This is a genomic window from Paenibacillus sp. DS2015 (assembly GCF_050433705.1).
In the GTDB taxonomy this organism is placed as follows: domain Bacteria; phylum Bacillota; class Bacilli; order Paenibacillales; family Paenibacillaceae; genus Paenibacillus_AQ.
Genome location: NZ_JBNPWS010000015.1, coordinates 18115 through 43804 on the forward strand (window position 1 = coordinate 18115; position 25690 = coordinate 43804).

Annotated in this window: 18 protein-coding genes and 3 pseudogenes; 17 read left to right on the forward strand and 4 right to left on the reverse strand. The window is 37.2% G+C overall.

The window, feature by feature from the left end; translation table 11 throughout:
- Positions 1 to 367 precede the first annotated feature (367 nt).
- The 5 genes from J2T13_RS14110 (at position 368) to J2T13_RS14130 (ending at position 14044) form a co-directional block, all read left to right on the forward strand.
- Positions 368 to 2209, forward strand: coding sequence for a hypothetical protein (locus J2T13_RS14110; RefSeq protein ID WP_429372290.1), 1842 nt, complete (start codon positions 368 to 370; stop codon positions 2207 to 2209).
- Positions 2202 to 3740 carry a hypothetical protein gene (locus tag J2T13_RS14115; protein ID WP_429372292.1) on the forward strand — a complete coding sequence of 513 codons (1539 nt, stop codon included), beginning with the start codon at positions 2202 to 2204 and terminating at the stop codon, positions 3738 to 3740. The genes J2T13_RS14110 and J2T13_RS14115 overlap by 8 nt, the downstream gene beginning before the upstream one ends.
- A complete protein-coding gene (locus J2T13_RS14120; protein ID WP_429372294.1) occupies positions 3740 to 9085 on the forward strand; it encodes an FtsK/SpoIIIE domain-containing protein in 5346 nt (1781 codons plus the stop codon). The genes J2T13_RS14115 and J2T13_RS14120 overlap by 1 nt, the downstream gene beginning before the upstream one ends.
- Positions 9086 to 9456: 371 nt before the next feature.
- Positions 9457 to 11655 (forward strand): MrcB family domain-containing protein, encoded by a 2199-nt coding sequence (locus J2T13_RS14125; protein WP_429372296.1) that lies wholly within the window; start codon positions 9457 to 9459, stop codon positions 11653 to 11655.
- Positions 11627 to 14044: a DUF2357 domain-containing protein gene (locus tag J2T13_RS14130; RefSeq protein WP_429372298.1), complete on the forward strand. Its 2418-nt coding sequence runs from the start codon at positions 11627 to 11629 to the stop codon at positions 14042 to 14044. Before J2T13_RS14125 ends, J2T13_RS14130 begins: the two co-directional genes overlap by 29 nt.
- Before the next feature lie 255 nt (positions 14045 to 14299).
- Here J2T13_RS14130 and J2T13_RS14135 read toward each other — a convergent pair whose 3' ends face one another.
- Entirely contained in the window at positions 14300 to 15397 is a 1098-nt protein-coding gene (locus J2T13_RS14135; protein WP_429372300.1) for a hypothetical protein, read from the reverse strand.
- 325 nt (positions 15398 to 15722) lie between these two features.
- On the opposite strand from J2T13_RS14135, the gene J2T13_RS14140 reads away from it, so the two are divergent.
- Both J2T13_RS14140 and J2T13_RS14145 read left to right on the forward strand, forming a co-directional pair.
- Positions 15723 to 16484, forward strand: coding sequence for an S-layer homology domain-containing protein (locus J2T13_RS14140; protein ID WP_429372302.1), 762 nt, complete (start codon positions 15723 to 15725; stop codon positions 16482 to 16484).
- Between the two features lie 90 nt (positions 16485 to 16574).
- The gene (locus J2T13_RS14145; RefSeq protein ID WP_429372304.1) at positions 16575 to 16748 is read left to right on the forward strand and encodes a hypothetical protein; all 174 of its coding nucleotides are present in this window, start codon (positions 16575 to 16577) and stop codon (positions 16746 to 16748) included.
- Between the two features lie 245 nt (positions 16749 to 16993).
- Here J2T13_RS14145 and J2T13_RS14150 read toward each other — a convergent pair whose 3' ends face one another.
- A complete protein-coding gene (locus J2T13_RS14150; protein ID WP_429372306.1) occupies positions 16994 to 17224 on the reverse strand; it encodes a hypothetical protein in 231 nt (76 codons plus the stop codon).
- A gap of 106 nt (positions 17225 to 17330) precedes the next feature.
- Between J2T13_RS14150 and J2T13_RS14155 the strand changes: the two genes are divergently transcribed.
- Positions 17331 to 17462, forward strand: a complete 132-nt coding sequence (locus J2T13_RS14155) for a hypothetical protein (protein ID WP_429372308.1) — start codon at positions 17331 to 17333, stop codon at positions 17460 to 17462.
- A gap of 122 nt (positions 17463 to 17584) precedes the next feature.
- Positions 17585 to 17713 (forward strand): annotated as a pseudogene (locus J2T13_RS14160) (IS3 family transposase); the annotation flags it as partial.
- Positions 17714 to 17839: 126 nt separating this feature from the next.
- Here the strand turns inward: J2T13_RS14160 and J2T13_RS14165 are convergent.
- Entirely contained in the window at positions 17840 to 18604 is a 765-nt protein-coding gene (locus J2T13_RS14165) for a hypothetical protein (protein WP_429372310.1), read from the reverse strand.
- A gap of 411 nt (positions 18605 to 19015) precedes the next feature.
- Positions 19016 to 19360: a helix-turn-helix domain-containing protein gene (locus J2T13_RS14170; RefSeq protein WP_429372312.1), complete on the reverse strand. Its 345-nt coding sequence runs from the start codon at positions 19358 to 19360 to the stop codon at positions 19016 to 19018.
- Between the two features lie 87 nt (positions 19361 to 19447).
- On the opposite strand from J2T13_RS14170, the pseudogene J2T13_RS14175 reads away from it, so the two are divergent.
- The 8 genes and pseudogenes from J2T13_RS14175 to J2T13_RS14210 form a co-directional block, all read left to right on the forward strand.
- Positions 19448 to 19663: pseudogene (locus J2T13_RS14175) on the forward strand (homing endonuclease associated repeat-containing protein); the annotation flags it as partial.
- A 6-nt stretch (positions 19664 to 19669) separates the two neighbouring features.
- A pseudogene (locus J2T13_RS14180) lies at positions 19670 to 19873 on the forward strand (restriction endonuclease); the annotation flags it as partial.
- 324 nt (positions 19874 to 20197) lie between these two features.
- Positions 20198 to 21019: an alkaline phosphatase family protein gene (locus J2T13_RS14185; protein WP_429372314.1), complete on the forward strand. Its 822-nt coding sequence runs from the start codon at positions 20198 to 20200 to the stop codon at positions 21017 to 21019.
- 48 nt (positions 21020 to 21067) lie between these two features.
- On the forward strand, positions 21068 to 22201 hold the full coding sequence (locus tag J2T13_RS14190) for an ABC transporter substrate-binding protein (RefSeq protein WP_429372316.1): 1134 nt from the start codon (positions 21068 to 21070) through the stop codon (positions 22199 to 22201).
- Complete coding sequence (locus J2T13_RS14195; RefSeq protein WP_429372318.1) at positions 22168 to 23019, forward strand: ABC transporter permease; 852 nt, start codon at positions 22168 to 22170, stop codon at positions 23017 to 23019. Before J2T13_RS14190 ends, J2T13_RS14195 begins: the two co-directional genes overlap by 34 nt.
- On the forward strand, positions 23019 to 23870 hold the full coding sequence (locus tag J2T13_RS14200; RefSeq protein WP_429372320.1) for an ABC transporter permease: 852 nt from the start codon (positions 23019 to 23021) through the stop codon (positions 23868 to 23870). Before J2T13_RS14195 ends, J2T13_RS14200 begins: the two co-directional genes overlap by 1 nt.
- Positions 23867 to 24898: an ABC transporter ATP-binding protein gene (locus tag J2T13_RS14205; protein ID WP_429372322.1), complete on the forward strand. Its 1032-nt coding sequence runs from the start codon at positions 23867 to 23869 to the stop codon at positions 24896 to 24898. The genes J2T13_RS14200 and J2T13_RS14205 overlap by 4 nt, the downstream gene beginning before the upstream one ends.
- A gap of 10 nt (positions 24899 to 24908) precedes the next feature.
- Entirely contained in the window at positions 24909 to 25688 is a 780-nt protein-coding gene (locus tag J2T13_RS14210; RefSeq protein WP_429372323.1) for a DeoR/GlpR family DNA-binding transcription regulator, read from the forward strand.
- Positions 25689 to 25690: the final 2 nt, after the last annotated feature.

Here is a 25690-nt window from a genome sequence, read left to right on the forward strand (position 1 = left end):
TACATTTATAGTATCCCCTTTTAAGAAAATAGTAAAATGTAAGAATTACTGTTAACTTGGAGGGGATTTTTCATGGGTAGAATTTCATTAAGCCCATTGTATATAGAATTATTGGGTTGTTTTCATCAGTGTATTTATATTCATGTCATGATTAAACTACTGCCTCTATTAAACGGAAGTTCACATGAATTTGATTTTGATTCTAGATGACGAACCAATATGAATTTATAGATAACAAATGAATTATTTTCCATACTTTGGTATGATGACATTGGTTCTAGTATTTTGCATACAGATATAGAGGTATAAGAATGTGATTGTCGAATAATACTTTAGACTCATTTATAATATAAGGTGGTAGTTCAAAATGACTATTGTTAAGTCTCGCTGGATTAGTTTTCTTCGTCAATATGGCCCCATCCCTAGAAATGACAATATGTACGATGAAGCTATAAGTAGGACGCTAAATCGCAAGAATATCAAACCGATAGTAATAGAGTCTGGTTATTTGAATGAGTTAGTAGAAAATTATCAGGGAACTAATCCTAAATCGATTATATTAACAGGTACTGCAGGGGATGGAAAGACATATAATTGTAGGGAAATTTGGTTGTCTCTTAATGGTTCACTCCAGGATTGGCAAAATGATGACAAGATTAAAAAAATTGTATTACCAAGCTTTAAAAAACTGTATGTAGTCAAAGACTTAAGTGAGCTCAAAGATGAAGAACGGGGAATACTTAAGGACTTTGCAGACTCGGTAATGAATCCTGATGATAGTAGTGTTTTTTTAATTGCTGCTAATGATGGACAACTAATAGAGGCTTGGAAACATATTGATTCTGACAATAATTCAGACTCCGTAAAACATTGTGTAGAGGAATTACTTGTTAATGAGATTAAAGAAATGACCGGCTTTAATCTAAAACTATATAATTTAAGCCGAATTAGTGCGGCAATACTCTTTCCGCAGATTGTGGATGCTGTATTGCAACACCCTGACTGGAGTGAGTGTAATAACTGTTCTCTAAGGGAAAATGAACAAACAGATAATATTTGTCCTATTTGGGAGAATCGCACTAGACTTGAAGGTACCTCAGATGAATATTTAATCCGTTCAAGAGTTACTGATTTATTGAAGTTATGTGAGTTGAATGGGGTACATTTACCCATAAGACAGTTACTGCTCCTTGTCTCAAATATGATATTAGGCCACCCTGAAGCTAAAGACAGACTTATGTCATGTTCTGATGCTGTGAAAATAGTTCAAGATAAAAGAACTTTCTATGCTAGTATTTATCGCAATATTTTAGGGGAAAATCTCACAGAAAGACGACGAGAGTCTACAGACGTGTTCTCCACATTGAGTGGATTTGGAATTGGATATGAGACAAGTAACACAATTGATAATATTTTAATCTTTGGTGAAGATGATCCGGATCTAAATGAGTACTATAATGAGCTAGTTCTAAATGATACATATTACGGAGCAGACCAAACATATCGTGCAAATCAAAAGGATTATTTAGAAGGTGTAATTACAGAGGCTGGAGATTCCTTTTTATATTCTCTACGTTCCCAACGACAGAGACTCTTTTTTGTGATTCCTCGTGAGAAAGAGGAAGAACTAAAACTCTGGAAACTTACAACATTTCAATATGCTGGTGAGTTTTTATCCGAAGTATACATGGTAGCACAGTATGATAGGGTAGCTTCACATATAACGTCTCGAATTGCACGTGGTTTAAATCGTATATTTACTGGTTTACTCGCAAAAAATAACAACGAGTTAATATTAGCTACCTCTGGAAGCCACTCGCAGGCAAAAGTAAGTAGAATTTATGAAGAAAGTATTTCTGTTCCTAAAAAACGTGGAGAAAGTATGCAACTTAAAATAAATGATCTAGGCAAACTTGTGATGGAGGTTAAACTTTCATCTTCAGTGGATGCTGAGGAGTTACCTTTACAATTAGTTAGATATGAATTTCTGTCTCGTGTTGCAGAAGGTGCACTCCCAGGCAGTTTTTCACGAGAATGCTATGAGGATATCTTGGGTTTTAAAAGCAGACTTCTTAAAAAGTTAGAACTTCGTCGTAAAATAGATGAGGAAGACACAGATAATGAAAATGACTTGTCATTTAGAATTATTCGTTTAAATGATGATGGAATTATTACTCATAGACCTGTGGAGGTAAACTATAATGCATAAAAGACTTCCGCGTCCTGTTAAAATTGATGCAGATATGTGGGTGGATGAAGCGATCTGGGGGCATAGATTATACGATGAGCAAACCCCGTGGCTTTGTTTTATGGAGTTTTTAAATGTGCTTCAATCAGAATTTGAAGCAGGTAGAGGATTTATTGAATTAGAAGCAAATAAGTTAGCATATTCACCAAAGTCTAGATTGTATTTGCGCAATATATTATTCAACAACCCGCAGTTATCCTTAATAGCTAGTAGAAATAGGCATGATGACAAAGAAGCTTGGTCACAATGGTTTGAAATTATGGATAAGGGACAAGCAGGTATTGTTAACGCTGACTTTAGTTACCTTGAAAAACGATTCCTGAAGTTTGAAAACTTCGCTGCTGTTGTTCAATTTCTTCGGGAAACCACTATAGAAGGTGAAAATAATAAAAGGTGGAGTTCACAATTCATCTTTCCTTACGGTCCCGATTGTTTGTATGAGGATCTAAAGGTTAAAGAAGGCAGCTACACTAATGATCGAAGATTCTTTGGGAGGACTGGAGAATTATTATATTTAATGTTAACAAGAAGTGGAAAGGGAGACCAAATTCTTCCCTTACTTAACAAAAGCGTGTTGAATCAAGCAAATAAGTTCAATCGGCTAGTTGCAGCATTGGAGCCTAACGAAACAATAACTTCATCTGTTTTTAGGTCTGGAGCGTATTTACCATATTTGGATTTGCCGGAATATCAAGCAATAGCTGATGATTGGTTAGGTTTATTACAAAGCAATATTCCGAATTATGATGCAATACCTCATCTTGTGAACATTACGGGATTACATTTCATCATATATAGTTTGAATCGTGCTAAAGCGCTATTAGGGGAGAACGAGAAGCTAACATTTGTTCTTGAGATTGTCTCTCAAAAGAAAACAGTTATTCGGGATTTATCATCTGAATTATATATAGAACATAACAATTTATCTCGAAGAGCAGTAGAGGTGTATATTAGAGAAGTTGTTGAGACAGATTTGTGGAGACAGATAACAGATATAACTGAAGCAAGGGACATCTTGAAGAAAGAATATGATTGGCCAAAGGATAATAAAGAGAGTGAAGTGGAGTTCGCTAGTACACCAGATGAATTGATAACTAAATTTATTGCAGCTGCTATTAAAAGACATAAACAACATGTAGATAAGTTTCATGGTGTCTGGAGCAAAGAAATCGGACTATCTTCAAGAAGAGGAACTAAAAGGTTAAGATATGCTCCACAGGATATGTTGATTAAATCTCTAGTTCTTAGTGTGGTTCCTAAGAGAATGGAATTTCAAGATTTTTTAGAAAAATTATATGAGAAATATGGTTTTATAATAGGTGATAAGCAGGCTCAAAGGCTAACAGACTCTGGAAGGGCTGATATGGAAGCATTTTCGGATAATGCAAGGAGACTTGAACAACGTTTATCGAGTATGGGGTTATTACGTAGATTATCTGATGCATGTGCATATGTAGAAAATCCCTTTGGAATCCGGGAGGATGGTAACTAATGAATAAACTTGAACTTACAGGACAGGTAGCAACAGAATATCTCCGACGTCAATTACAGACTGGCAACCTTGAGGATGGAGTGGCACGTTTTCTATTAGATCGTCTTACAGCTGATCAGGTTTCATCTATTTGTAATACTATTAGCAAGGATAGCTTATTATCCTCATTATTATCTATTAAGGTCCCAAGAAAGCTAGTTGAAGGCAGGGGTTTGTCTGATGATATGATCACGGATGAGAAGACGACTTATTGGAGAAATGCTTCTTGTGACAAACCGGCTATTCTATTAGCGAATACGAACGATGATCAGGGTCAGTCATTAAGGGATATTGCAAGAATTGGAGCCGGAGATTTAAAAAATCTGCCCGAAGTCTGGGTTCAGGTAGCTAGTAAGGACTTACCCCTAACGGATGATCAAAAAAAATATTGGCAACAATCTTTAAGAGGCTTACAACAAGCAAGTGAATGCAGCCTTGATGAATTTAGTCAGTTCGTAGTTATGGTGCGCGAAGTGATACTTAAGGATAGCGTTCCCGTAGTACGTGCACTGGGGTGGGCATTACCTGCCCTTCGTATACCTCGTGATTCTTATTATTTCGATTCAATTCCAGATAATGCATTAGGACATGCAATTCGCTGGAAAAAAATGTTTTTGGAAGCTTATAGTAAAAGATCATGTTATTTATATAAGCAGCATCCCAACAGACAATTAATAGAGAACAGTGAAATTCAATCATCTTTTGATAAAGTAAGAGATCAAATTGATCCATCTGTTCAACCTATCATGGAATTATTTATAGAATCAAGTATAAACTGGTCTAGTGCAGCAGAAAACCTTTCTAAGTTAGAGTGGGAAGCGGATAAAGTAAATCTTTTATTTTTTGAGTTGAAAGAAATGAAAATCAATTTGGCTGTGAGAACTCGTCAATTATATGATGATGAATTCCCCGAAACTCTCACTGAAGATGAAATAACTTATTTAAGCAACCTAGATGAATTTTTTGAAAAAAAGAAAGCAAAAGAAGCTACGGATGAGGACAAGGAATTCTATGATAAACATAGACAAAACTTAGAAATAGATAAACCTTTAAAAGCTGAGTGGGATCGTTACGTTTATGGAAAAGCGATTGAGTGTAATGAATTTTTAGTAGGATTTCTTGAAGCTATTGAAAGACTTTTTGCACAATGCGATAGCGTTACTGGTGAGAAATCCTTAAAGATACGTACCCAAAAAACTACCAGTAAAAAATCATGGTTGGAGTTAAATGAAGATGTAGCCTTATACTTCTGTAGTGCATATAGAGGGCTGGAAAAATTAACTAACTGGCAAGTCAAGTGGGAAACTCATTACTTATTTAAGTATGACCAACTTGCTGATGAAAGAAAACAAAAAGAAAATAAGAAGAATTCATCAACTGCAAAATCTGCTATTCAAATTGCATTTTACATAGAGCTAACTTATCACAACTTGCAGGGAACGAGACAAACAAATGAGGTTAAGCTAATTTGGCAGGGTAATCCGTCCTCAATTGGACTTGAACTACATGATGACTTAAAAAGACTAGCTGAACATCCTTTTTCCTATTCATCTGTATTTCAAAACCCTGTTAGTAAGAAAGGGAAAATTCAGGGTATTTCATTGAGTGATGTTGGTACTTTACAAGCTGTATTTGGCCAAAACCGAGGATCACTAGTTGGAGTGTATGCTAAAACTACTGATCTTCAAAAAGATTTATTGAGTAACCTAAAAAGGGCATTGGAAGATGGACGGATTTCTCAACGGAATTACGATTATGTTAAAGAAGCTTGGATAGTATTCTCTGAAAAATACAAATTAGCTATAAGTGAATGGTTACATGAAGGAATTAATGCGGATTCTATCATGGAACAATGTGATTTGTATGATAAACTTCTCCGTACTTTACAAGAGTGTGCATTGGGGGATATGAATCGGATTAATATTCTTCAACCTGTTATGAGTATAGGTAATGTAAAGGTTGAAGGGGATAAAAACAAGTCAGTAACTATTATATCTCCTTGGCATCCTATGCGTATGGTTGCAAAGTCCGTTAAGGCACGACAAGTAATAGGATTAGTTAATTATGCCTTAGCTACTGAGAAAGTTGACTTTGGTGATCAAAAATTGTTTTTTATGGATTTGAAAGAGGAGATATTAGATCCATACTATCCGGAAGTAGCATTAGGTTATAAAGGACAAGAACCTATGTTACTTGCTGTTACAGATTCCAAAAATGACTACACTTTAATGGAGTCACCGATTCATGATGATATTGACATGCAGACAAATGAAGATCCTAAAGATGCAAGTGATAAGCTTCTAAAACTTGTTAAACGTTATTTAGATCTTCAACCGCATGAAAAAACTAATCTTAGTTTAGTATTATATAACTGTGATTCAACTAGATTACCAGAGACCATTGTAAATTCACTAGCTACTATGCACGAGACCGAAGAGGAAGTACGATGTCAAGTCATCTTGCGACATCGTGATACTAATAAGTTGAATGACTTGTATATGAAGATGGTCGAAAGCGCAGATAATGATGCGGATTCATTTATAGCAAGTGAAGTAACTCGCGATTTCATGGCGAGACTTCGTGTGGAGGTTATGGCACATGAAGCTTCCGTATCAGATCCCAAGGAAGGAAAGCTTGCTGATATTGTGTTTCTTCAAGATGTTATTTCAAGACAAGCAAGTCTTGAGTGGGAGCAGGTAGAAATTAGACAAATGCCGGAGCTTCTAGATCATTATCCGCCACGGTGGGCAAAAAGACGCTCAACAGCCAAGGATGAATTAAAATCAACTGTTTATCTCGCTTGTCCAAGCCAACCATCTGTTGGGTGGTCTTATCTTACGATAGTTTATTCGGTGGTAAAGGGAAAGGATGTTCCTAATGGGACATTCTACTTACCAGCTAGGCAAATATCATTCCAAAATGAAAAAGTGAAGGCGATATTTGACGAGGCTCATAAGCTTGGAGAATGGGTTGTCAATTATGATGAACTATTGGAACGCAGACAATTAAAGAATTTAGGCGTAAAAGTAATAAAGTATCAACATAATAAATCCCATGGATCTAATATAGTAGTTTCTTCAAAATCAAAGTTGAACTTGCTAAACGTATTAGTAAAAAGACGATTGAATGCATTAAATTTAGGTTTAAATGATGAAGAGTTGGTTCAATTAACGGAGCGCTTCATTGAAGAAGCAAATACAATCTCTGGAGACATTGTTCTGCGTGCTGCTAAACGTGGGGTGTTTGCAGGAGAGCTAATTGGAGTAGTATTAAGCAAAGCGATTCTCCAGTCCGAAATTGATACAGAACAGCCAACTTGCTGGTTTCTCTTGGATGACTATGCAACTTGGCTTGGTCAAAAAGAAGAGCAAATTGCTGATATATTAGCCCTTAGTCCAAAAATGGTTGAAAATAAACCTCATCTTCAGGTATTTGTATCTGAAGCAAAGTATGTTGATGCGAAAGGTGCTTCCGAAGCGAAAAAAAATTCATTAAAACAGTTACGAGATACTGTTTCAAGAATGGAAAATGCTATTTTTGGAAACCCTGGAAGACTTGATAGAGATCTGTGGCTCTCCAGGATAAGTGACATGCTAAATGATGGAATTGAATTACCCCCTAGTTCACCACTTTCGGTAGAAGAGTTACGAGAGGGTGTTCGTAATGGGTCAATCCCAATAGAGATTAAAGGTTATTCTCATGTATTTTTATCTACATTACCCGATTCTTCCTTGGAAAGTGAAAGGTTTCCGATTGCTAATGCTAAAAAGTGCTATCAAGAGATGTTTACTAGAGACTTAGTAAGAGATTTAGTGTTGGCTTATCACAAAGGGGAGTCTATTATCTCGATTCGAGAAAAATTAGATGACAGTAAACCGTGGAATACCTCTGAATCTAACTTGCCTGCTCCAAGAGTTAATTTCGTCTCTGCTAGTAATAATAGTATTACCTCTGTTGTTGATAAATCCACTAGCGGTGCACAATTCGAAGTAGGTTCTACCTCTACTAGTGTCACGGCTGAAGAGAAAATAGATGATGGAGGAGATACTGTTGCTGCAGAAGAAGGAAGTAATTCGGATGAAACAACTTCTGTAACAACTGTAAACAACATAAAAGAAAGGGAGAGCTTTGTTTCTTGGGCTAATCCTTCATTGTCACGTTGGATCGAGAAAAATGCTCAATCTATAGAGGAAAATAATGAGGACAAAACTTGGGTGAATGAAATCGTTAATAAATTGAGAATGGCACTAATAAGTTATAACTTACAGGCTAAAGTTGTGAGCCATCGATTGACACCTAATGCAATCGTAATACGTTTAAAAGGTTCTGACCAATTAAAGGTTGATGATATCGAGAAAAGAAGATCCATTCTTCTTACAACACATGCCCTTGATGTTATTAATATAATGGCACAACCTGGAGGAATTGTAGTCTCATTGGCGCGTCCACATAGGCAAGGTATCTCATTAGCAGATGTGTGGAATGCGAGAAAAGTACAAAACGATGCCTCTGGATTGAATATGAGTTTTGTTATTGGTATTAATGAAATTGACGGTGAAATACTTTATTTAAATCTGGGCGGTGAATTTGAAGGTGGAGCACAGCATGCACCGCATACACTCATAGCAGGAGCAACTGGTAGTGGTAAGTCAGTTTTACTACAGAATCTTATACTAGATATTTGTGTAACCAACAGTAAGGAATTGGCCCATATTTATTTAATAGATCCAAAGTATGGTGTGGATTATATGCATCTTGCCGATCTACCGCATCTCGTAGAAGGGATCATTGATGATCAGAATAAAGCTTCGAAGATATTAGAAGACCTCGTAGCTGAGATGAATAATAGGTATCAGAAGTTTAAAGAGGTCAAAGTTAATAACCTGAAAGACTTTAATACCAATTCAACTTCTGCGGAGAAATTACCTCTTATTTTCTTGATTCATGATGAGTTTGCCGAATGGATGCTTGTAGATGAATATAAGAGTGCTGTATCCTCTATAGTACAACGATTAGGGGTGAAGGCACGTGCCGCGGGAATACATTTAGTTTTTGCTGCTCAACGTCCTGATGCTAATGTGTTGCCTGTACAACTTAGAGATAATTTGGGTAATAGACTTATCCTTCGTGTGGAAAGTGTGGGAACATCCGAGATTGCACTAGGGGAAAAGGGTGCGGAAAAGCTTTTAGGTAAGGGCCACTTAGCCGCGAGATTACAGGGGGAATCAGGATTGATTTATGCTCAAGTTCCATTTCTATCTAGTAATCAATTAACTGAGTTAGAGTTAATTATTAATGAAATGTAAATTAATGGAGCTCATAATCTTGAATGGATTATGAGCTTTTCTTTTTCTGGTTTTTATATTTATGATGAGACTAGTTATAGAAAAACAACATAGCCAGATAGGTAGTCATATTCACCTTCGCACCATTCTGATTCTACCTTAAAATGAATTGAATCTAGGAATATAAGCACTTATATGGCTTGTAATAGCCGACTCTGTAACTCCTGAATGGGGGGCTGATAGAGTGACTTAAGAGCTTAAGGTTAATGGGACTCAGTGGTGTGTATTTCGTTCATTTTCCTAACAACATTTATTTGAGCTATTCTTTAAATTAAAAAGGCAAGGGTATTCTACTTTCGAAAATAAAAAATTAAACTAAACAGGTGACTCCGATGACATTACCTATAGAACTATCCAATATATTTACGAATAAAGAAAAATCTTATAAAATGGTTTTTATTGTGTCTATATTAAATGAAATGTCAGAATATCAAGGTGTAAGAGAAATTTCTCTGGAAAACATAAAGGTTAAATTTTTGGCAAGTTTTAAGGCAAGGGAAGCTAAGGGGTTGAAAGTAGACAAACCACCTGCAGCAATAGCTTCTGAATGGAATCAAATCGAAGTTAATCAAATTCAATCTATTATAATAACTCCAATTAAGGCACTACTAAATATACTAGAATACAACAAAGAACAACAATCCATAGGATTCAACTCAAATATATACAATCAACTAAACGATGAAGTAATTCATGAACTTTATAGCTATGCGGAGCAAGAACTAGAGAACTATTACAATCAGACGGATAGTTCTTTTTCGCTGCATGATGCATTGCATTCGGTGATGTCTAGTTACCTTGGGGCTAAACAGGAGTCTTTCGGTGGGCATCCATTGGGTAACTTGCTTAGGCAGACCATTCCTAATGGGCTTAAGGAATTATCCTTTATTGGTGAGAATCTGAAGGTGCAAGGGTCTGTGGGACAAGGAAATTGGGCAAATATCCCTTGGATTGCTATTATGGATAAAAGAATTACAGGAACAACGCAGCATGGTGAGTATATCGTATACTTATTTGCTGAGGACATGAGTTCTGTATATTTGACACTAGCTCAAGGTGTAACGGTTCCTAAGAATGAAATGGGCAAAGTCCAAGGATATCAATACCTCCGTAATAAAGTAGCTGAAATTCGCAATCTTATCTCGCTAGATGGAATGGTTCAGGATGATCAGATCTATTTAACATCTGGAGGTCTCGGGCAAGATTATCAAGTATCAACTGTGGCGTATTATCGGTATGAAGCAGATCAGCTACCTGATGATGAGCAGCTTGTCGCAGATTTGAATAAAGTGGTTGAATACTATAATCAGTATGTAGATATCACGTTACATTTGGCTAAAGTGATTAAGCCCGAGGAAGTGGAAGCTGTGGATCCAATGACGACGCGAGAACGCTTAGATACAATTAAACAATTTATTAATCGCAAAGGATTTCATTATCCTGATTATCTGATTGAGAACTTCTATCTATCTTTGAAGACCAAGCCGTTCGTTATTCTAGCTGGTGTGTCGGGTACTGGAAAGACGAAGCTGGTTAAGCTGTTTGCGGAAGCGCTTGGGGCAACGAATGAGAATGGACAATTCAATCTGATTCCCGTGAGACCGGATTGGAGCGATCCATCGGACCTCCTCGGATATAAGGATCTATCGGGTACTTTTCGACCCGGGCAACTGGCTGAGGTTCTTGTTGATGCAGTGAAACCTATAAATCGAGATAAACCTTATTTTATTTGTTTAGATGAGATGAATCTAGCGAGAGTTGAACATTATTTCAGTGATTTACTGAGTATATTGGAGACACAGAAATGGCGTGAAGATCGAATTGTTACATCGACGTTGATTCATGCTAAATCTCTCTCATCAGAAGATGATCAGATGCGATATGGAAATATGTATTTACCAGACAATGTGTATATCATCGGTACGGTGAATATGGACGAGACAACGCATCCTTTTAGCAAAAAGGTACTGGATCGGGCTAACACGCTTGAGTTCAATCACATTACCCTTGGGCAGTATCCGGATATGGAGTTAGTGTCCAAGAGTACTGATTCCGTACTGTCTACACCCAATTCATTCCTACGTAGTGATTATCTACAGTTGATTGATGTTTTTAAAGAGAATACTGAATTGGTTAAGAGGAATACGGAACTGTTAGTGAAGATCAATGGCATATTAGAGAATATTCATTCTCATGTGGGTTTCCGTATTCGGGATGCAGTCTGTTTCTATATGATTTACAATGAACGATCGGATTTATTAAGCGAGGATATAGCATTCGATATGCAGCTTCTTCAGAAGATACTACCTAGAATTCAAGGAAGCAGTATATCTGTGAAGCGGGCACTACTTTGTTTAATGGAGATCGCTTTAGGTACTAGCCTAAAAATATCGGAATTAACAGATGATGCTTCGAGTTTATATAAACCTACCAGTCTAGAAGGTGCTAGATATCCGCAAACAGCACGGAAACTAGTATTCATGATCAGGAGGTTAGAAGAAGATGGGTTCACCTCTTTCTGGCTCTCTTAATCAAAGTGTAGAACTTCTGCGTGTAGAGACGAATCTATTTAACTTGTATATTCAAGGTAAGCCATTCCATCCAACGGTGGAAAGATTACAGCTTCATCGAAATGAGCATGCCGAGTGGCTGGATGCTCATTTTGGCGTGGAATCGATTCGATCTTCGGTTCATGTGGAGAACATCTCAATCTTTTCTCCAGAAGAAGGAACGTTGATTCCATGGCAGAGAGGTGATAAGAGTTACCCTATATTTTTCGAGACACAATCTTATGAACTCGTTATGGAGAAGAAGCAGGATGTGGCGATTACATTTCATCATGATAATATGCATCTCAGGAAAGCAATTAAGCCGTTGGGGAAGATGATATTGTCAGGTATCTTGAATTTTCAAAATGAAGTTGGTTATTCAGAGTTAGAGATCCATGTGAGTGGAGAGGCAGCATTTCGTTTACAGCTTGAGATCTTCCCTTCTAAGATGGATTATAAGCAAGATTATCAGATGATTCTGAAGGATGTTAATGAGCAAATATATAATCTTTCATTTGATTTTCTACGTAAAACTTATAATCTAACAGGATTGAAGGAGACCAATCATCAGAGCTTAACTGAATTCTTCACGATTCTTCAACATGTGTTCAGTCAACTCGTGCAAGCAGTGGAACGTATTAAGAACTCGCCCCATTCTAAGCTGCAGGTGGAGAACCGATTAATGGAAGCGGCACGTGTGAAGAAGGTAGGAAGAGAAAATGTGGCCTATTTAAGTAAACATCCTCATCTTCTCTCCTCCGATCCTATAAACGGTGCAATTCAATCAGGAAATGATAGATATACACCAAGTCATCTTCTAGAGAACAGACGATATGTTAGCTATGATACGGCAGAGAATCGATTTGTCCGATGGGTATTGAGCCGGATTCAAGTGAAACTGAAAGATCTGAAGATGCGACTAGCGAGTAAAGAACAAATGACAGATCCACTACTCACTAACAAAATCAATATGATGCAAAGTCAGCTCCAAAGACTGCTCCAGCAAGACTTTCTAAATGTTGGAGAAATGAAACAGATGTCAGTATCGTTAGTATTGCAAATGGCTCCAGGATATCGTGAGGTGTACCGCTATTATTTAATGCTTCTGAAAGGCTTATCTATTCAAAGTGATCTGTTCCATCTCTCTATGAAAGATCTGGCTCAGCTATATGAGTATTGGTGTTTCTTAAAGATTCACGATTTGTTAGGTCGTAAATATGAGCTGCTCAAGCAGGATATTATTAAAGTTGATCGCGATGGTCTTTTTGTTAAATTGAGCAAATCGCAGGCGGCAAGAATGAAGTATCGTAATCCCAAGAATGGTGAGATATTCACGCTGTATTACAACACCCTTCCGCAGGGAGATGGGAACGAGACGTTACCGCAACGTCCAGATAACGTTCTAACTCTGAAGAAAAATGATTCTAACGTGGAGTACAAGTATATTTTTGATGCTAAATATCGTCTTAACCCTGCTTATGAGGGTACTAGCTATCATCGAGATTATAATACACCGGGACCCGAACTGGATGATATTAATACCATGCATAGGTATCGGGATGCGATTGTATATAAAGGTGGGAAACAAGGAGAAGTTGAACGTAGTATGTTCGGCGCCTATGTATTGTTTCCGTATCATAACGAAGAAGAGTTTCAGGAACATAAATTACACAAAAGTATCAAGATGATGAACATTGGTGCATTTCCATTACTTCCAAACTCTACAGGATTACTGGAGAATTTCTTAGATGAGATTATTATGGACAGTCCGGAGAAAGCATATGAACGTTCAACTCGACCACGAGGGACTAAGGAATATTACAGTAATAAATTAACTGGAAAGAATGTGCTGATAGGTTCCTTAAGGACTGTTGCTCAGTTAGAAGTGGCTAAAGTGAAGGGATTCTATCACATTCCTCTCGAGAATATTTCAGATCATCAAATTTTGACGCAGGTTGAATATGTGGCACTTTGTCAATCGCGTAAAAAATTCGGTTCAGAAAAGGAAACTGGAATTCATTGGTATGGCAAGGTTATAGATTGGAAAGTGGTACGACGTAAGGAGATTTCAGAGATTCCACCACGCCCAGGAACAGAAGAAAAGTTATATGTGAAGTTCACGGTAGAGCAGTGGCAGAAGAAGGATAAGCCTATTGCATTAGGTGGACAAGGGATTTATACCTTGCTCTTTGCATCGAAATATATGTTCGATCGCGCCGAAGAAATTGCAGAGCTCAAGCTAGAAGATGAACAGCATTTAATAGAATGGCGTGAGAAACGCCGACTAGGGAAAGTCAAAGTTACAGTGGATAACAAAGATATTGATTTAGCAAATAAGGTGCTGGGAGTAGAGCTTAGTTCAAATATGTAGTGAAAGAATAATGGGAATAATGGATTTAATAAAAAAGAAAAAGACACGGATTAATACTATCTTAGTGTCTTTTTGCTAATCCCTGTCGTGTTACAACGATATGGTGAGCAGGGTGAAATATTACTGTTCGATCACGGTTCCTAGGAATAGCCCAAAGGGAAGCGATATTTTTACTTCTACAGCTATGCATGATGGAAATGGTTATTGAATATAGGTTGATTATTGTTAACTTAGATGGGGTAAAGCGGCTTGTAATTATTTTGTTTGAATATGAATTTGATCTGTATATATGTTATGAATATTGTCTTCTTTATCTCGGATTACGATGTAATTTTTTTCTTGATAGACTCGAATACCGTCCACTTTTTGTACTACTCCATTGAGGTTATATTCTACTGTTACGAAGTCAGTATCGAATTGGGTAAGGTTTTTTCCGAAACTACCCAATTGGTAGGCAGTATGCGAAATGAAAAGTGTAAGCCCTATAAAAAGAAAAATGAAAATAAATACACCATTGGAAAGTGAGGAAATTATTTTTTTAACTTTTATATAACGCATTAATGACTCATATTTTAATATTTCCCAATATGACTTTTTATAAGTTGCTATATCGATATCGTGAGAGGTAAATTTTTGCTTATTGATTTGATTAGTTTCACTATTTTTATAATAGCGGGTGTACATAACAAATAAGAATATTAAAAATATTACTGCCATGTTTCCAGATTGTAAAGAAATAAAGACTTCTTTTTGAAAAATCGTAAGCTCCAAAGAGGAAGTAAACCATTCAAAATCTTTTGAAAAGGCAAAGTACTTGATTGTCATTTCCCAAAATGATGGGTTTTTTGATGTGTAGAATAAGTAATAAGGGATTGGGGATACAATTTGATATAGAAAAAAGCAAAAAGCAATGCCTGCAATAATCCAGCCGATTACCGATAGAAAGAGATCAGTTTTTTGGGGTTTATATTTTCTGAGTAGATAAACTCCATAAAATAGATAGAGACCAAAAGGTATAATAGTTAGAATGGTAATAAATAAATATACAAAAGCATAGTAAAGGTATAATCTGTCTGAAAAATTTATTGGATTTTGAAATGCTGTTATTAAAGATAAGACTTCGTTTTTTGCTTTGCTTTGGAGTATTATAAATCCGATTATGTAAGTTAATCCATGAGAGAAGCCAAATACAATAAGAGTTAAAAGTAATCTCGCAGCTAATGGCATCTTTAGATACATAAGGAAAAACTTGCTGAATGGTATTTTCTCATGATGTCGTTCAATATAGGATATAAATGCTGAATATTTAGCTCTAATCCAATTATAAGATTCCAAATTTTGCATTCCTTCCATAGGTAATTTTATACAAATTATACTATGTATTTCTATAGAAGATCAGCATAAATATTAAATTTAGTTGAATATGGAGTGATCAATGGGCACTTTGACACGATTTGAAGATGGGTGTCACGCTCGGATCTGAAGTCAATGTTGCTGCGCCTATGGAGCGGTGAAGATTTGTTTGTATCGGATAGCATTTGAAGTTAGTATTGGTGGGAAATATTTTACGAGTTTATAATAAGAGATATACTGCAAATGTCAGACTTGATAATAGAAGAGACTAAAGTACATAGGGTAATTACAACAATATGTTATAAAAGGGAGAAGTGAATTTACAATGGCTAATCAAATGATTGCGTTTGGGATTGTGTGTATGATTGTGGCTGGAAGCTTAGCAGGTGGAAGCAATGCATATGCGCTTGGTTTTAAGGATATTAATAATCATTGGGCTCAGTCTACCATTACGTTAGCGATCAAGGATGGCTATGTTAAAGGCTATGATGATGGGACATTTAAACCTAATGGGTTAGTAACACGTGCGGAGTTTGCTAGTATGTTAACTCGGGGTGTCAAAGGTGTGGAGGGTGACTATGGTAACAGTTTTTCTGACATACCAGAAGGTCATTGGGCATCAGAATCTATAAGCAAGGCTGGGGTTCTGGGTTTTTTTAACCCAGAGGATTTTAGAGATGGTAAGTTTGCACCAAATACAGCTATGACACGTTTTGAGATGGCTAAATGGTTTTCTAACGGATTGGTGAATAGTGACCCAAGTTTCGCTTTAGCTTTGAAAGAAGTTGAAGGCACTATTTTACCATTCACAGAGTTTTATACAAACGGATTTAGCAAGGAACAAGTTAACGATTTGAGTCTGATGTTAGGTACGGGAGTGATCAGTGGCTACACTGATGGTAGCTTTGGTGGGAACAGGAATGTGACACGTGCTGAAGCCGTTTCTATGCTGTATAGATATTTAGCAGTTGAGGGACAAGATGCAACTCAGTATCGTGAATTGAACGAGTTACGCGAAGTTGGGTTGACGGGTACCAACTTGGAGGCTTCGACTGATTATGATTATTATGATAAAGATGTTAAATGAAATGCCGACAAAATATAAGGAAGTGAGTGTTAATTCCCATATATGTTTGGTGTATATGAATGGTAAAAGAAGAATCAGGAGGTGCCTTTTGTGAGTATCGAGGAAAAACTTATTCAAGACTTTATGAGGTTACCAGATGATAAGAAACTAGAGGTTATTGATTTTGTTGAGTTGTTAAAAAACCGTACTAACAATGACTTAGAAACATTAATGGATGAGATTATTATTGAAAATCATGAGGCTTTGAAGGAGTTAGCTGAGTGAAGAATACGAGACAATAGGTTTGTCTCTCCGACCTGGTACGCCACCACTGTTCTGGGCACCTGGGTACCACATTCAATGACGACAAGCGGCTATCTTGAATAATTCAAAGTAGCTTCTTTTTATTTGCAGTATTGAAAGAAGTAATAGGTGTAGGACCATATAATGAGCGGACAGTGTTGCACCGCTGGAGTAGAGAGATTTGTCTGTATCGCCTGCATTTGCATTTTGAGAGGCGAGATCGCAGGTTAGGCTAAGAATGAAGAAACTGCGCTAGAGAGTTGAAGCGGCTCGCACTTTAAAGTCTGAAACAATAATTGAATCTCATGTTCATCGTGAGCAGTCTTACCATAACGAATATACTTACCGGAAGCATCCTTTCCTACATTAACTGTTAATCTCCACGAGGTGCCCCTCCTTTTTCTAAGCTTACCATTTGTAATTCCCTCTAAACGAAATAACATTCCAGATATGTCCATAAGTGATTTTGGGGGATACTGTGAACATCAATTGTAAAATACCTAATATCGGCAGCTGAAAATCCCCCACAAATAGCCGACATACTCTCCGAGAGGAGAGTAATATATGGTCAAGGTCAAGAATGGGGAGTTTTTTATGATCAAGGAAATGCAGGCGAAGGGTATATATCTCACACATATTGCTAACGAATTAGGAAGAGATCCGAAACCAGATTCTACGGAAGGCAAAGGTTCATAATTTTGCTTGATGTAGGGAATTTTCAACTGCTACTTTTGGGGATTATTAAGTTGGTGTTGACATCACATCCTAAAACAGAAAAACTTTATTTACAGTAGCCAGATAGCAAGGAAAGTGCTCGAAAACTCATTGCCGAACACATCGAATACTACAATAAAGAGCGATTCCAGAAAAAACTAGGCGGCCTCTCCCCGGTAGAATTGGGCAGAACATCTGTACCCTGGCATGGAAACAACCATCACCAGCAGTAATAATACTTGCCTCAACAGTCTAATGTACATCCAAAAAACAGATCCTAATGTATCTGGGTTGACGAATCTGTATTAATTATTCTTAAAAAATAAATGCACTACCACTTGGTAGTGCATTTCTTCCAACTATTCTGATTCCGCTACAAATAGTTTTTGGGATAAATTTAATGTGTATGTTATCTTTATAAGTTCTGATTCAAGGTTTTGCAATTCATCATTATTTCGAGTAGTCACAACTAATTTCTCATTTTCATTTTTAGGAAAGTGATCCACCGCATAATTAATTGTTTCTCTCTCATTTTCACCTTTTTTAAAGGTTATAGGAAAAACTTCTGCATTTTCTTTATTAATACCAAAGGCATAAGAGTTATAACCTCTAGAGGCCATATATTCTGGAGTAAGTAGATAGATATCTACCGTCTCAAAGCTAATCTTTTCAAAAGAAATTGCTTTATCGGTTTTCTGTACAAATATGAGATCGTTAAATTCTTTGATTACTTGTTCGGAACCATCATGCTTGTAAACCACATCATAATGACCTCTAGAAGTGAAGTCACCTTCTGCACCGAAGACACTTGGCAGTCCGATGTGGCCAATTTCTTCTTTATCTTTAGAAATAACAAAGAGTTCTCCTACCTCTGTATCTACTTGAGCACGAACGGTGGGATTCTCTTGAATAGCATCCAGATCAATGCTGTATGCATTATCAGGAAATTGAGATTTTAACTGTTTATTATTTTCAGACTCAGGACTCGGGGAAATTGGAGGCTGCTCATTATCACAAGCTACCAACAAGGCACTACACAAAATCACGGCTCTTAGAATCAAGATAGGTTTTTTGTAAATTTTAATTCCCTTCTTTCTATTGATTATCGATTTAACAAAGCTCATTATACATGATATATAAACCAATAAGCTGATATAATGTAACTTTATATTCAAAAATTAGTATCTTTTGGAATTAATTAATATGAAAAAGAGCGATTAAGATGGTTTGTCGAGATCATTTGCTTAAAAGTATTCAAGCCGTACACAACGCAGTTAACACGTATTCCAACTGTATATCTAGCGATGAAGGAAATGTTACCAAAAAGCAAGAGCAAGAAGAAATTAAAGCAAAATGAAGCTTGCCGATTAATGGCGAGCTTCATTTTAAATTGAGTGTATGAATTTATTCATCTAATCAATAAATTAATCAATAAACGAAAAGGTGTGTAATCTATAAGTTATTGATGCTTCGATATGGTTAGTTTATAATTCGTACAATAATCCATATGATAAATATAAGTAGCATTCCCTAAGTTACTTCCCATCCATTCTCCCAAAAATCTCAGTGAGTACATTCCTCGCCATCTCTAGATCTTTCAGATCACGTTCTCTTAGTAACGATAGTATATCTTTCACTGGCGATTCTTCAATCAGTCCTTCTTGTTCTTTCAAATATGTGAAAAGTTCATAAACGCCAACGTCTAACGCGCCAGCAATCTTCTCTAGGTTCATCATGGAGATATTGCGTTCCGCTCGTTCAATAAATCCTATATAACTTTGATTGAAGCCAGCTTTTTCTGCTAAAGCTTCTTGAGACAGTCCTCTTAATTTACGAATATCCTTTATACGTTCGCCGACTAATTTTAGAATTTCTGACATCGTTACACCTCTCTTTAATAGAAGTGTAGGGAATGTTTCCTAATCCATTCTTACGCGTGTTTCTAAGAAGGCATTTCTAGGGGCGCCAACTTCCTGCAATTGAAGCAGGAGTTGGGACGAATTCCTACATACCTAGAACTTCATCTGCACGGGAACTCGGGTAGCCAACAATACCGCAATGAATTCGGTTCTTATATCGGATTTCTACATTGGGCGGAGTTGTTAAGTTATGAAGCTTGGCTTCGCGATGTGGAGAAAACAGTGATGACGAAGAGTTACAAAATGATCGTATTGCTCTATATGCATGTACAAACCGTTCGTGAACTAGTAGGAGCAAAGCGAAATCATGATTGTATTCTGTCTTTGATAGTTACAAACTCTGATTTGACGAGTACTGCTAAGGATGAGGCGGAGAAATTAAAAGTGGATTATTGGCACGGCGGTTTAGTTGAGCGGAAGCTTCAATCTTGGGGTGAATGGCAACCCTCTAATAAGAAGGTGAAGAAAATTTAAGCAGTACGGGCGAAACCGAATTAGTCAAATCTGTTAATGTAATATTCATATACAACACTTGTGTTATTGAAGTTAGGTTGTAATATCTCATTTATAGAATAAGCAAAAAGAAGCTTGCCTTATCAATGGCCTGCTTCTTTTTGCTGTAAGTATATAAATTTCTTTATTGTTGGTTCTATGTGGCTTTGTGAAATTAATAACATATAAATGTGGGATGTGACACTTAAAAATTTGGAATGTTGTTGACTTTAAGTTATGTAAGCGCTATATTACAATATATAACAACACAAACAACATGAAACCAAATAAATGGGGGTCTAGCACTTGTCAAAAGTTATTTATATTGTATTAGATGGATTAAGGTATGATACTGCAATTTCACAGCTTGGGTATGTGTATCATCTAGTAGAGAAATCAAAAGCAGCGTTGTATAAAGTCAAATCAGAGCTACCGAGTTTATCCAGACCGTTATATGAGGTTCTATTAACAGGAACACCTGCGTGGGAGAATGGAATCACATCAAATCAAGTTGTTCGTTTATCTAACCAAAAGAGCATATTTCATAACGCTCGTGAAAGTGGTCTGAAGACAGCGGCAGCAGCTTACTACTGGGTAAGTGAACTTTATAACCGAGCTCCTTTTAATCATGTAATGGACCGAGAACAGCATAATCTTGATAGTCCAATCCAGCATGGCAAATTCTATTTTGAAGATACCTACCCAGATTCTCATTTGTTTTTGGATGCCGAGTATTTGAGAAGGACATATGATCCCGACTTATTATATATCCATTCTATGAATATTGATGACACGGGTCATAAGTTTACGTCTGATTCGGCTGAATATAGAGGTCGCGCATTGTTGATCGATAATATTTTAGCTCAGTTTTTGCCGATGTGGATGGAGAATGACTACCATATTATCATTACAGCGGATCACGGTATGAATGAGGATGGACATCATGGAGGAACAGGTAATGGGGAAAGAGATGTTCCACTATTTGTGATTAGTTCCGCGTTCGAGTCTGGTGTATATACAGATGAGTACGTTCCTCAATTAGCGCTTGCTCCTTTAGTATGTAAGTTGCTAAACATAGCACCAACAAAAGCGATGACACCAAGTGATATTAAAGGTTTTAGGTGTTAATCAAGTTGGACATATATTGATTTTCTATACTAAAGAGGGGGTTAATTAATGTTTAAGATGAATCAGGGTAAAAGTTTATTAACAGTGTTGAGTTTAGTATTAGCGATGTCTTTATTACTTGCTGCATGTGGTGATTCTAATGAAAAACCGAATCAAGATGCTGCTAAAGGTAATGACGAGGAACAAGTAATGCTCACGCTTGAAGAACTAGTGCCGCTAGCGCAGGCAGAAGGTAAAGTAATCAGTGTAGGGATGCCGGATGCTTGGGCCAATTGGAAAGACACTTGGACTGATCTGAAAAGTAATTATGGTCTTGAACATTCGGATACGGATATGGGTAGTGTAGATGAAATTAATAAGTTTGATGCAGAGAAGAAGAATCCTAGTGCGGATATTGGTGATGTAGGTATTTCATTTGGACCAATGGCAGTGCAAAAAGGAGTTACCCAGCCGTATAAGACAGAATATTGGGATGAAGTTCCAGACTGGGCAAAAGATGAAGATGGTCACTGGATGGTAGCATATACAGGCTCGATCTCATTGATTTGTAATAAAGATCTGGTGGACAAGTGTCCAACAAGTTGGCAAGATGTTGAAAATAATAATGGTGCTTACAAAATTGCCTTAGGGGACGTTTCCGGAGCTGCACAAGCGCAACATGCAATTCTAGCGGCAGCTATTGCATTTGGCGGAGATGAAGGAAATATTCAACCAGGTATTGAGTATTTCAAACGTTTAGCAGAGAAAGATCTTATTTCTAAGGTTGACGTAACGATTCCGAACTTCCAAAAGGGCGAAGTGGCTGTTGCTGCAATGTGGGATTTCAACTCCCTAGCCTTCCGTGAAGAAATTGGCAAGGATAAATTTGAGATTGTTATTCCTAAAGATGGCAGTGTTATTAGTGGCTACGCTTCAATTATTAATAAGTATGCTCCGCATCCAAATGCTGCAAAACTTGCGAGAGCCTATATATTTAGTGATGAGGGTCAAATCAACCTTGCAAAGGGTTTTGCTAGACCCATTCGTACTAGCGTAGTTCTTCCTAAAGAGGTTGAAGAAAATCTAATTCCACTTGATCAATACGAAACTGTTAAGCCAATTGGTGATTTCAGTGTTTGGGAAAATACAGTGAAGGGGATTAGCGCATTATGGCAAGAAGAGGTTCAAGTACACATAAAATAATGCTACTGTTTCTTGTACCATTCTGTATATGGGTTGTTGCATTTCTAATTCTGCCTGCTGCAGGCATGTTTATATCCAGCTTTCAGAACGAGGGAGGTCAAGGGTTTACCCTTGACCAATACTCCAAAGTATTGACGCATCCGCTATATCAAACCGCCATTGTTAATAGTGTTTTATTATCATTGATATCCAGTGTTATTGCAATCATTATTGCTGTATTCGGAGCGTATTCCTTTACGACTTTCTCCAATAAAACTCGTGACGGTATGCTGAATGTTTCAAATGTAATGACGAATTTTGCAGGAATTCCGTTAGCGTTTGCTTTCATGGTCATTTGGGGATCAAATGGTATGTTCACACTGATATTCAAAAAGATAGGGCTGTCTTTTTTAACATTTGATCTTTATTCTTGGACAGGGTTGGGACTTGTATATATTTATTTCCAGGTTCCACTTGCAATTATGCTTATCTATCCGTCCATGTACGCGATTCGAACGGAATGGAAAGAGGCTGCCTCACTACTTGGAGCAGGTACGTGGCAATTTTGGAGAAGAATCGGCATACCGGTTTTGCTACCTGGGATTGTTGGAACACTTAGTGTTTTATTTGCGAATGCAATGGGTGCTTATGCAACTGCCTATGCGCTGGTACTTCGTAATTTCAATCTGCTTCCTATTCAGATTGGTTCACTTGTTAGCGGAGATGTGTTCCCAAGACAAGAGCTTGGTAGTGCAATGGCGACTATTCTATTCATTATCCTATTAATTGCTATGTTAATTAATGAGAAAATGCTGAAGCTAGCAAGGAAGGGGAACTAATGCAGACATACTCAAATAATAAGAAAAAAATTGGAAACAAGGCTTGGCATATTATTGTCATCGTTGCACTTTTTTCTTTTTTGCTTACTCCCTTGCTAGTTACTTTACTATTCTCATTGAGCACTGATTGGCAGAATACGATTCTACCTAAAGGAATAACCTTAGAATGGTATAAAGTGTTATTTACAGATGAACGCTTTTTATTTGCAGTTGGAAGATCTTTTTTAGTTGCGATATTGTCAGTTGGCATATCCTTAATTATTATGATTCCCACAGTTTTTATCATATCGGTTTATATGCCGAAGCTTGAGAAGTATTTGCAAATTATTGTGCTTTTACCTTTTGCTTTGCCAGGTATTGTAGCCGCGGTAGGACTAATCAAATTATATTCATCTGGACCGATAGCAATATCAGGAACAATTTGGATTTTGATCGGAATTTACTTTATCGTACTTATGCCATTTATATATCAAAGTATTCGCAATTCCTTAAGATCGGTCAATGCAATTGAATTGATGGAGGCAGCCGAAATACTTGGTGCAGGGAAGCTGAAGGGCTTTGTTCGTATCGTGTTACCTAATATTATGCCTGGTGTAATTGTAGCAAGCTTATTGTCCTTCTCAATTATTTTTGGTGAATTTGTACTAGCAAATATGTTGGTCGGCGGAAGCTATGAGGTTGTACAGGTGTATTTGTTCCGAATTTTATCGCAAGATGGGCATGGTTCAAGTGCAACAATAATCACTTTCTTCACCATTGTTTTCATACTATATTCCCTCGTGCTTAAAATCGGCAATATGAAACCCAAAAAACAATCTTTATCTAATGCTGAAGAGGAGGAGACAACATGAGCTTTGTTCAAATTGAGAATGTGACCAAGTCTTATACTAAAAATAAGGTACTTGATAAAGTATCTCTAACGATAGAAGAAGGCGAGTTTATTACATTGCTTGGACCAAGCGGCTGTGGCAAAAGTACATTATTACGTGCCATTGCTGGACTTAATGATATTGATACGGGCGCAATCATTATTGGTGGTAAAGATATCACCTGTATGCCACCTAAAAAAAGAAATATTGGAATGGTATTCCAATCGTATGCACTTTTCCCTAATATGACAGTATATGATAACATTGCATTTGGTCTGAAAATGGATGGGCTTAGTAAAAAACAGATCATTCCTTTAGTGGAAGAAATGTTGGACGTTATCGATTTGAGAGGAAAAGAAAACCATTATCCTAACCAATTATCTGGTGGTCAGCAGCAGCGTGTTGCTTTAGCGAGAGCGCTTGTGAAAAAACCGACAGTATTGCTGCTAGATGAGCCACTTAGTGCGTTGGATGCGAAAATTCGTCGCATATTACGAAACGAAATTCGACGGATTCAGCAACGTCTCAATATGACGACTGTTTTTGTTACACATGATCAAGAAGAAGCATTGTCTGTATCTGATCGAATCTACATTATGAATCATGGTACAGTTGAGCAGGTAGGCACGCCGAATGAAATTTATAATAAGCCTAGAACTGAGTTTGTAGCAAGGTTCATTGGTAATTATAACGTGTGGAGCCGCGATCAAGTGGAGTCAGCTTCGCTTAATGGTGCGCCTGTTCAAGGGAATATGTTCGCTGTTCGCCCAGAGGCTATTCAATTGTTTGAACTAAGGGATGCTGACCCTCTGACTGATTATACGGCGAGTGGAACTATCACTTTTATGACAATTTTAGGAAATGTAATCCGGTATGAAATTAATGTAGATGGACTTAATGTGAAGGTAGACCGGCTTAATGATCTAGGTTTGGATAGCTTGAATGTAGGTTCGGTTGTAAAGTTGAACATCCCTTTAGAGGAATGGAAACATATAGAAAAAACAGTTTAGGGTGAAAAATATGTCATTGTCGTTTGAAAAAAGAAAAAAGAAAATATTGGAATACTTAAGCAAGGAAGGCAAGGTTGAAGTCCATATCCTTGCTGATGAATTTGATGTATCGACCGAAACGATTCGCCGTGACTTGGAACGGTTGGATAGTGAAGGAAAATTGAAGAAAGTATACGGAGGGGCTATTAAGGTAAGAGCTGATTCCTCAGAGCTTCCTTTTGAACAAAAAACACTACTTCATACATCTGAAAAGGCTGCTATTGGAAAATATGCAGCTTCACTTATTAATCAAGGCGACACCATTATGCTTGGGAATGGGACGACTGCATTAGAAATTATTCGCAATCTAACGGATCGTTCTGATTTGACGCTTGTTACCCACTCTACTCCCGCTATGTTGATGGCTTTGGAGCAATTTCCTGGTCGAATATTTTTTGTCGGGGGGGAAGTGAATAGGCATCAAAAATCAACATATGGTCCGCTCGCAGAGCTTATGTTAAATCAGTTAAGGGTTAATAAGGCATTTATATCAGCTGGCGGTATCTCACTTGTTGACGGAATTTCCGATTATGAGATTTCAGAGGCTACTATTTCTAGAAAAATGATGGAACGAGCAGATGAAACTATTTTCTTAGCTGACTCCTCAAAATTTGGGAAGCCGACTTTTGCAAACATTTGTTCCTTGGACGATGTTTATGCTGTAATTACTGATGGGAATTGCAGCGATGAATGGAAAATCTACTTGGACGAGCGTGACATCACATTATACATCGCAGATGAGGAGGGATAAAA

Coding starts and splice junctions, on each gene's coding strand:
- J2T13_RS14110 (WP_429372290.1), top strand. CDS start 368: ATGACTATTGTTAAGTCTCGCTGGATTAGTTTTCTTCGTCAATATGGC.
- J2T13_RS14115 (WP_429372292.1), top strand. CDS start 2,202: ATGCATAAAAGACTTCCGCGTCCTGTTAAAATTGATGCAGATATGTGG.
- J2T13_RS14120 (WP_429372294.1), top strand. CDS start 3,740: ATGAATAAACTTGAACTTACAGGACAGGTAGCAACAGAATATCTCCGA.
- J2T13_RS14125 (WP_429372296.1), top strand. CDS start 9,457: ATGACATTACCTATAGAACTATCCAATATATTTACGAATAAAGAAAAA.
- J2T13_RS14130 (WP_429372298.1), top strand. CDS start 11,627: ATGGGTTCACCTCTTTCTGGCTCTCTTAATCAAAGTGTAGAACTTCTG.
- J2T13_RS14135 (WP_429372300.1), bottom strand. CDS start 15,397: ATGGAAGGAATGCAAAATTTGGAATCTTATAATTGGATTAGAGCTAAA.
- J2T13_RS14140 (WP_429372302.1), top strand. CDS start 15,723: ATGGCTAATCAAATGATTGCGTTTGGGATTGTGTGTATGATTGTGGCT.
- J2T13_RS14150 (WP_429372306.1), bottom strand. CDS start 17,224: ATGGACATATCTGGAATGTTATTTCGTTTAGAGGGAATTACAAATGGT.
- J2T13_RS14155 (WP_429372308.1), top strand. CDS start 17,331: ATGGTCAAGGTCAAGAATGGGGAGTTTTTTATGATCAAGGAAATGCAG.
- J2T13_RS14165 (WP_429372310.1), bottom strand. CDS start 18,604: ATGAGCTTTGTTAAATCGATAATCAATAGAAAGAAGGGAATTAAAATT.
- J2T13_RS14170 (WP_429372312.1), bottom strand. CDS start 19,360: ATGTCAGAAATTCTAAAATTAGTCGGCGAACGTATAAAGGATATTCGT.
- J2T13_RS14190 (WP_429372316.1), top strand. CDS start 21,068: ATGTTTAAGATGAATCAGGGTAAAAGTTTATTAACAGTGTTGAGTTTA.
- J2T13_RS14195 (WP_429372318.1), top strand. CDS start 22,168: ATGGCAAGAAGAGGTTCAAGTACACATAAAATAATGCTACTGTTTCTT.
- J2T13_RS14200 (WP_429372320.1), top strand. CDS start 23,019: ATGCAGACATACTCAAATAATAAGAAAAAAATTGGAAACAAGGCTTGG.
- J2T13_RS14205 (WP_429372322.1), top strand. CDS start 23,867: ATGAGCTTTGTTCAAATTGAGAATGTGACCAAGTCTTATACTAAAAAT.
- J2T13_RS14210 (WP_429372323.1), top strand. CDS start 24,909: ATGTCATTGTCGTTTGAAAAAAGAAAAAAGAAAATATTGGAATACTTA.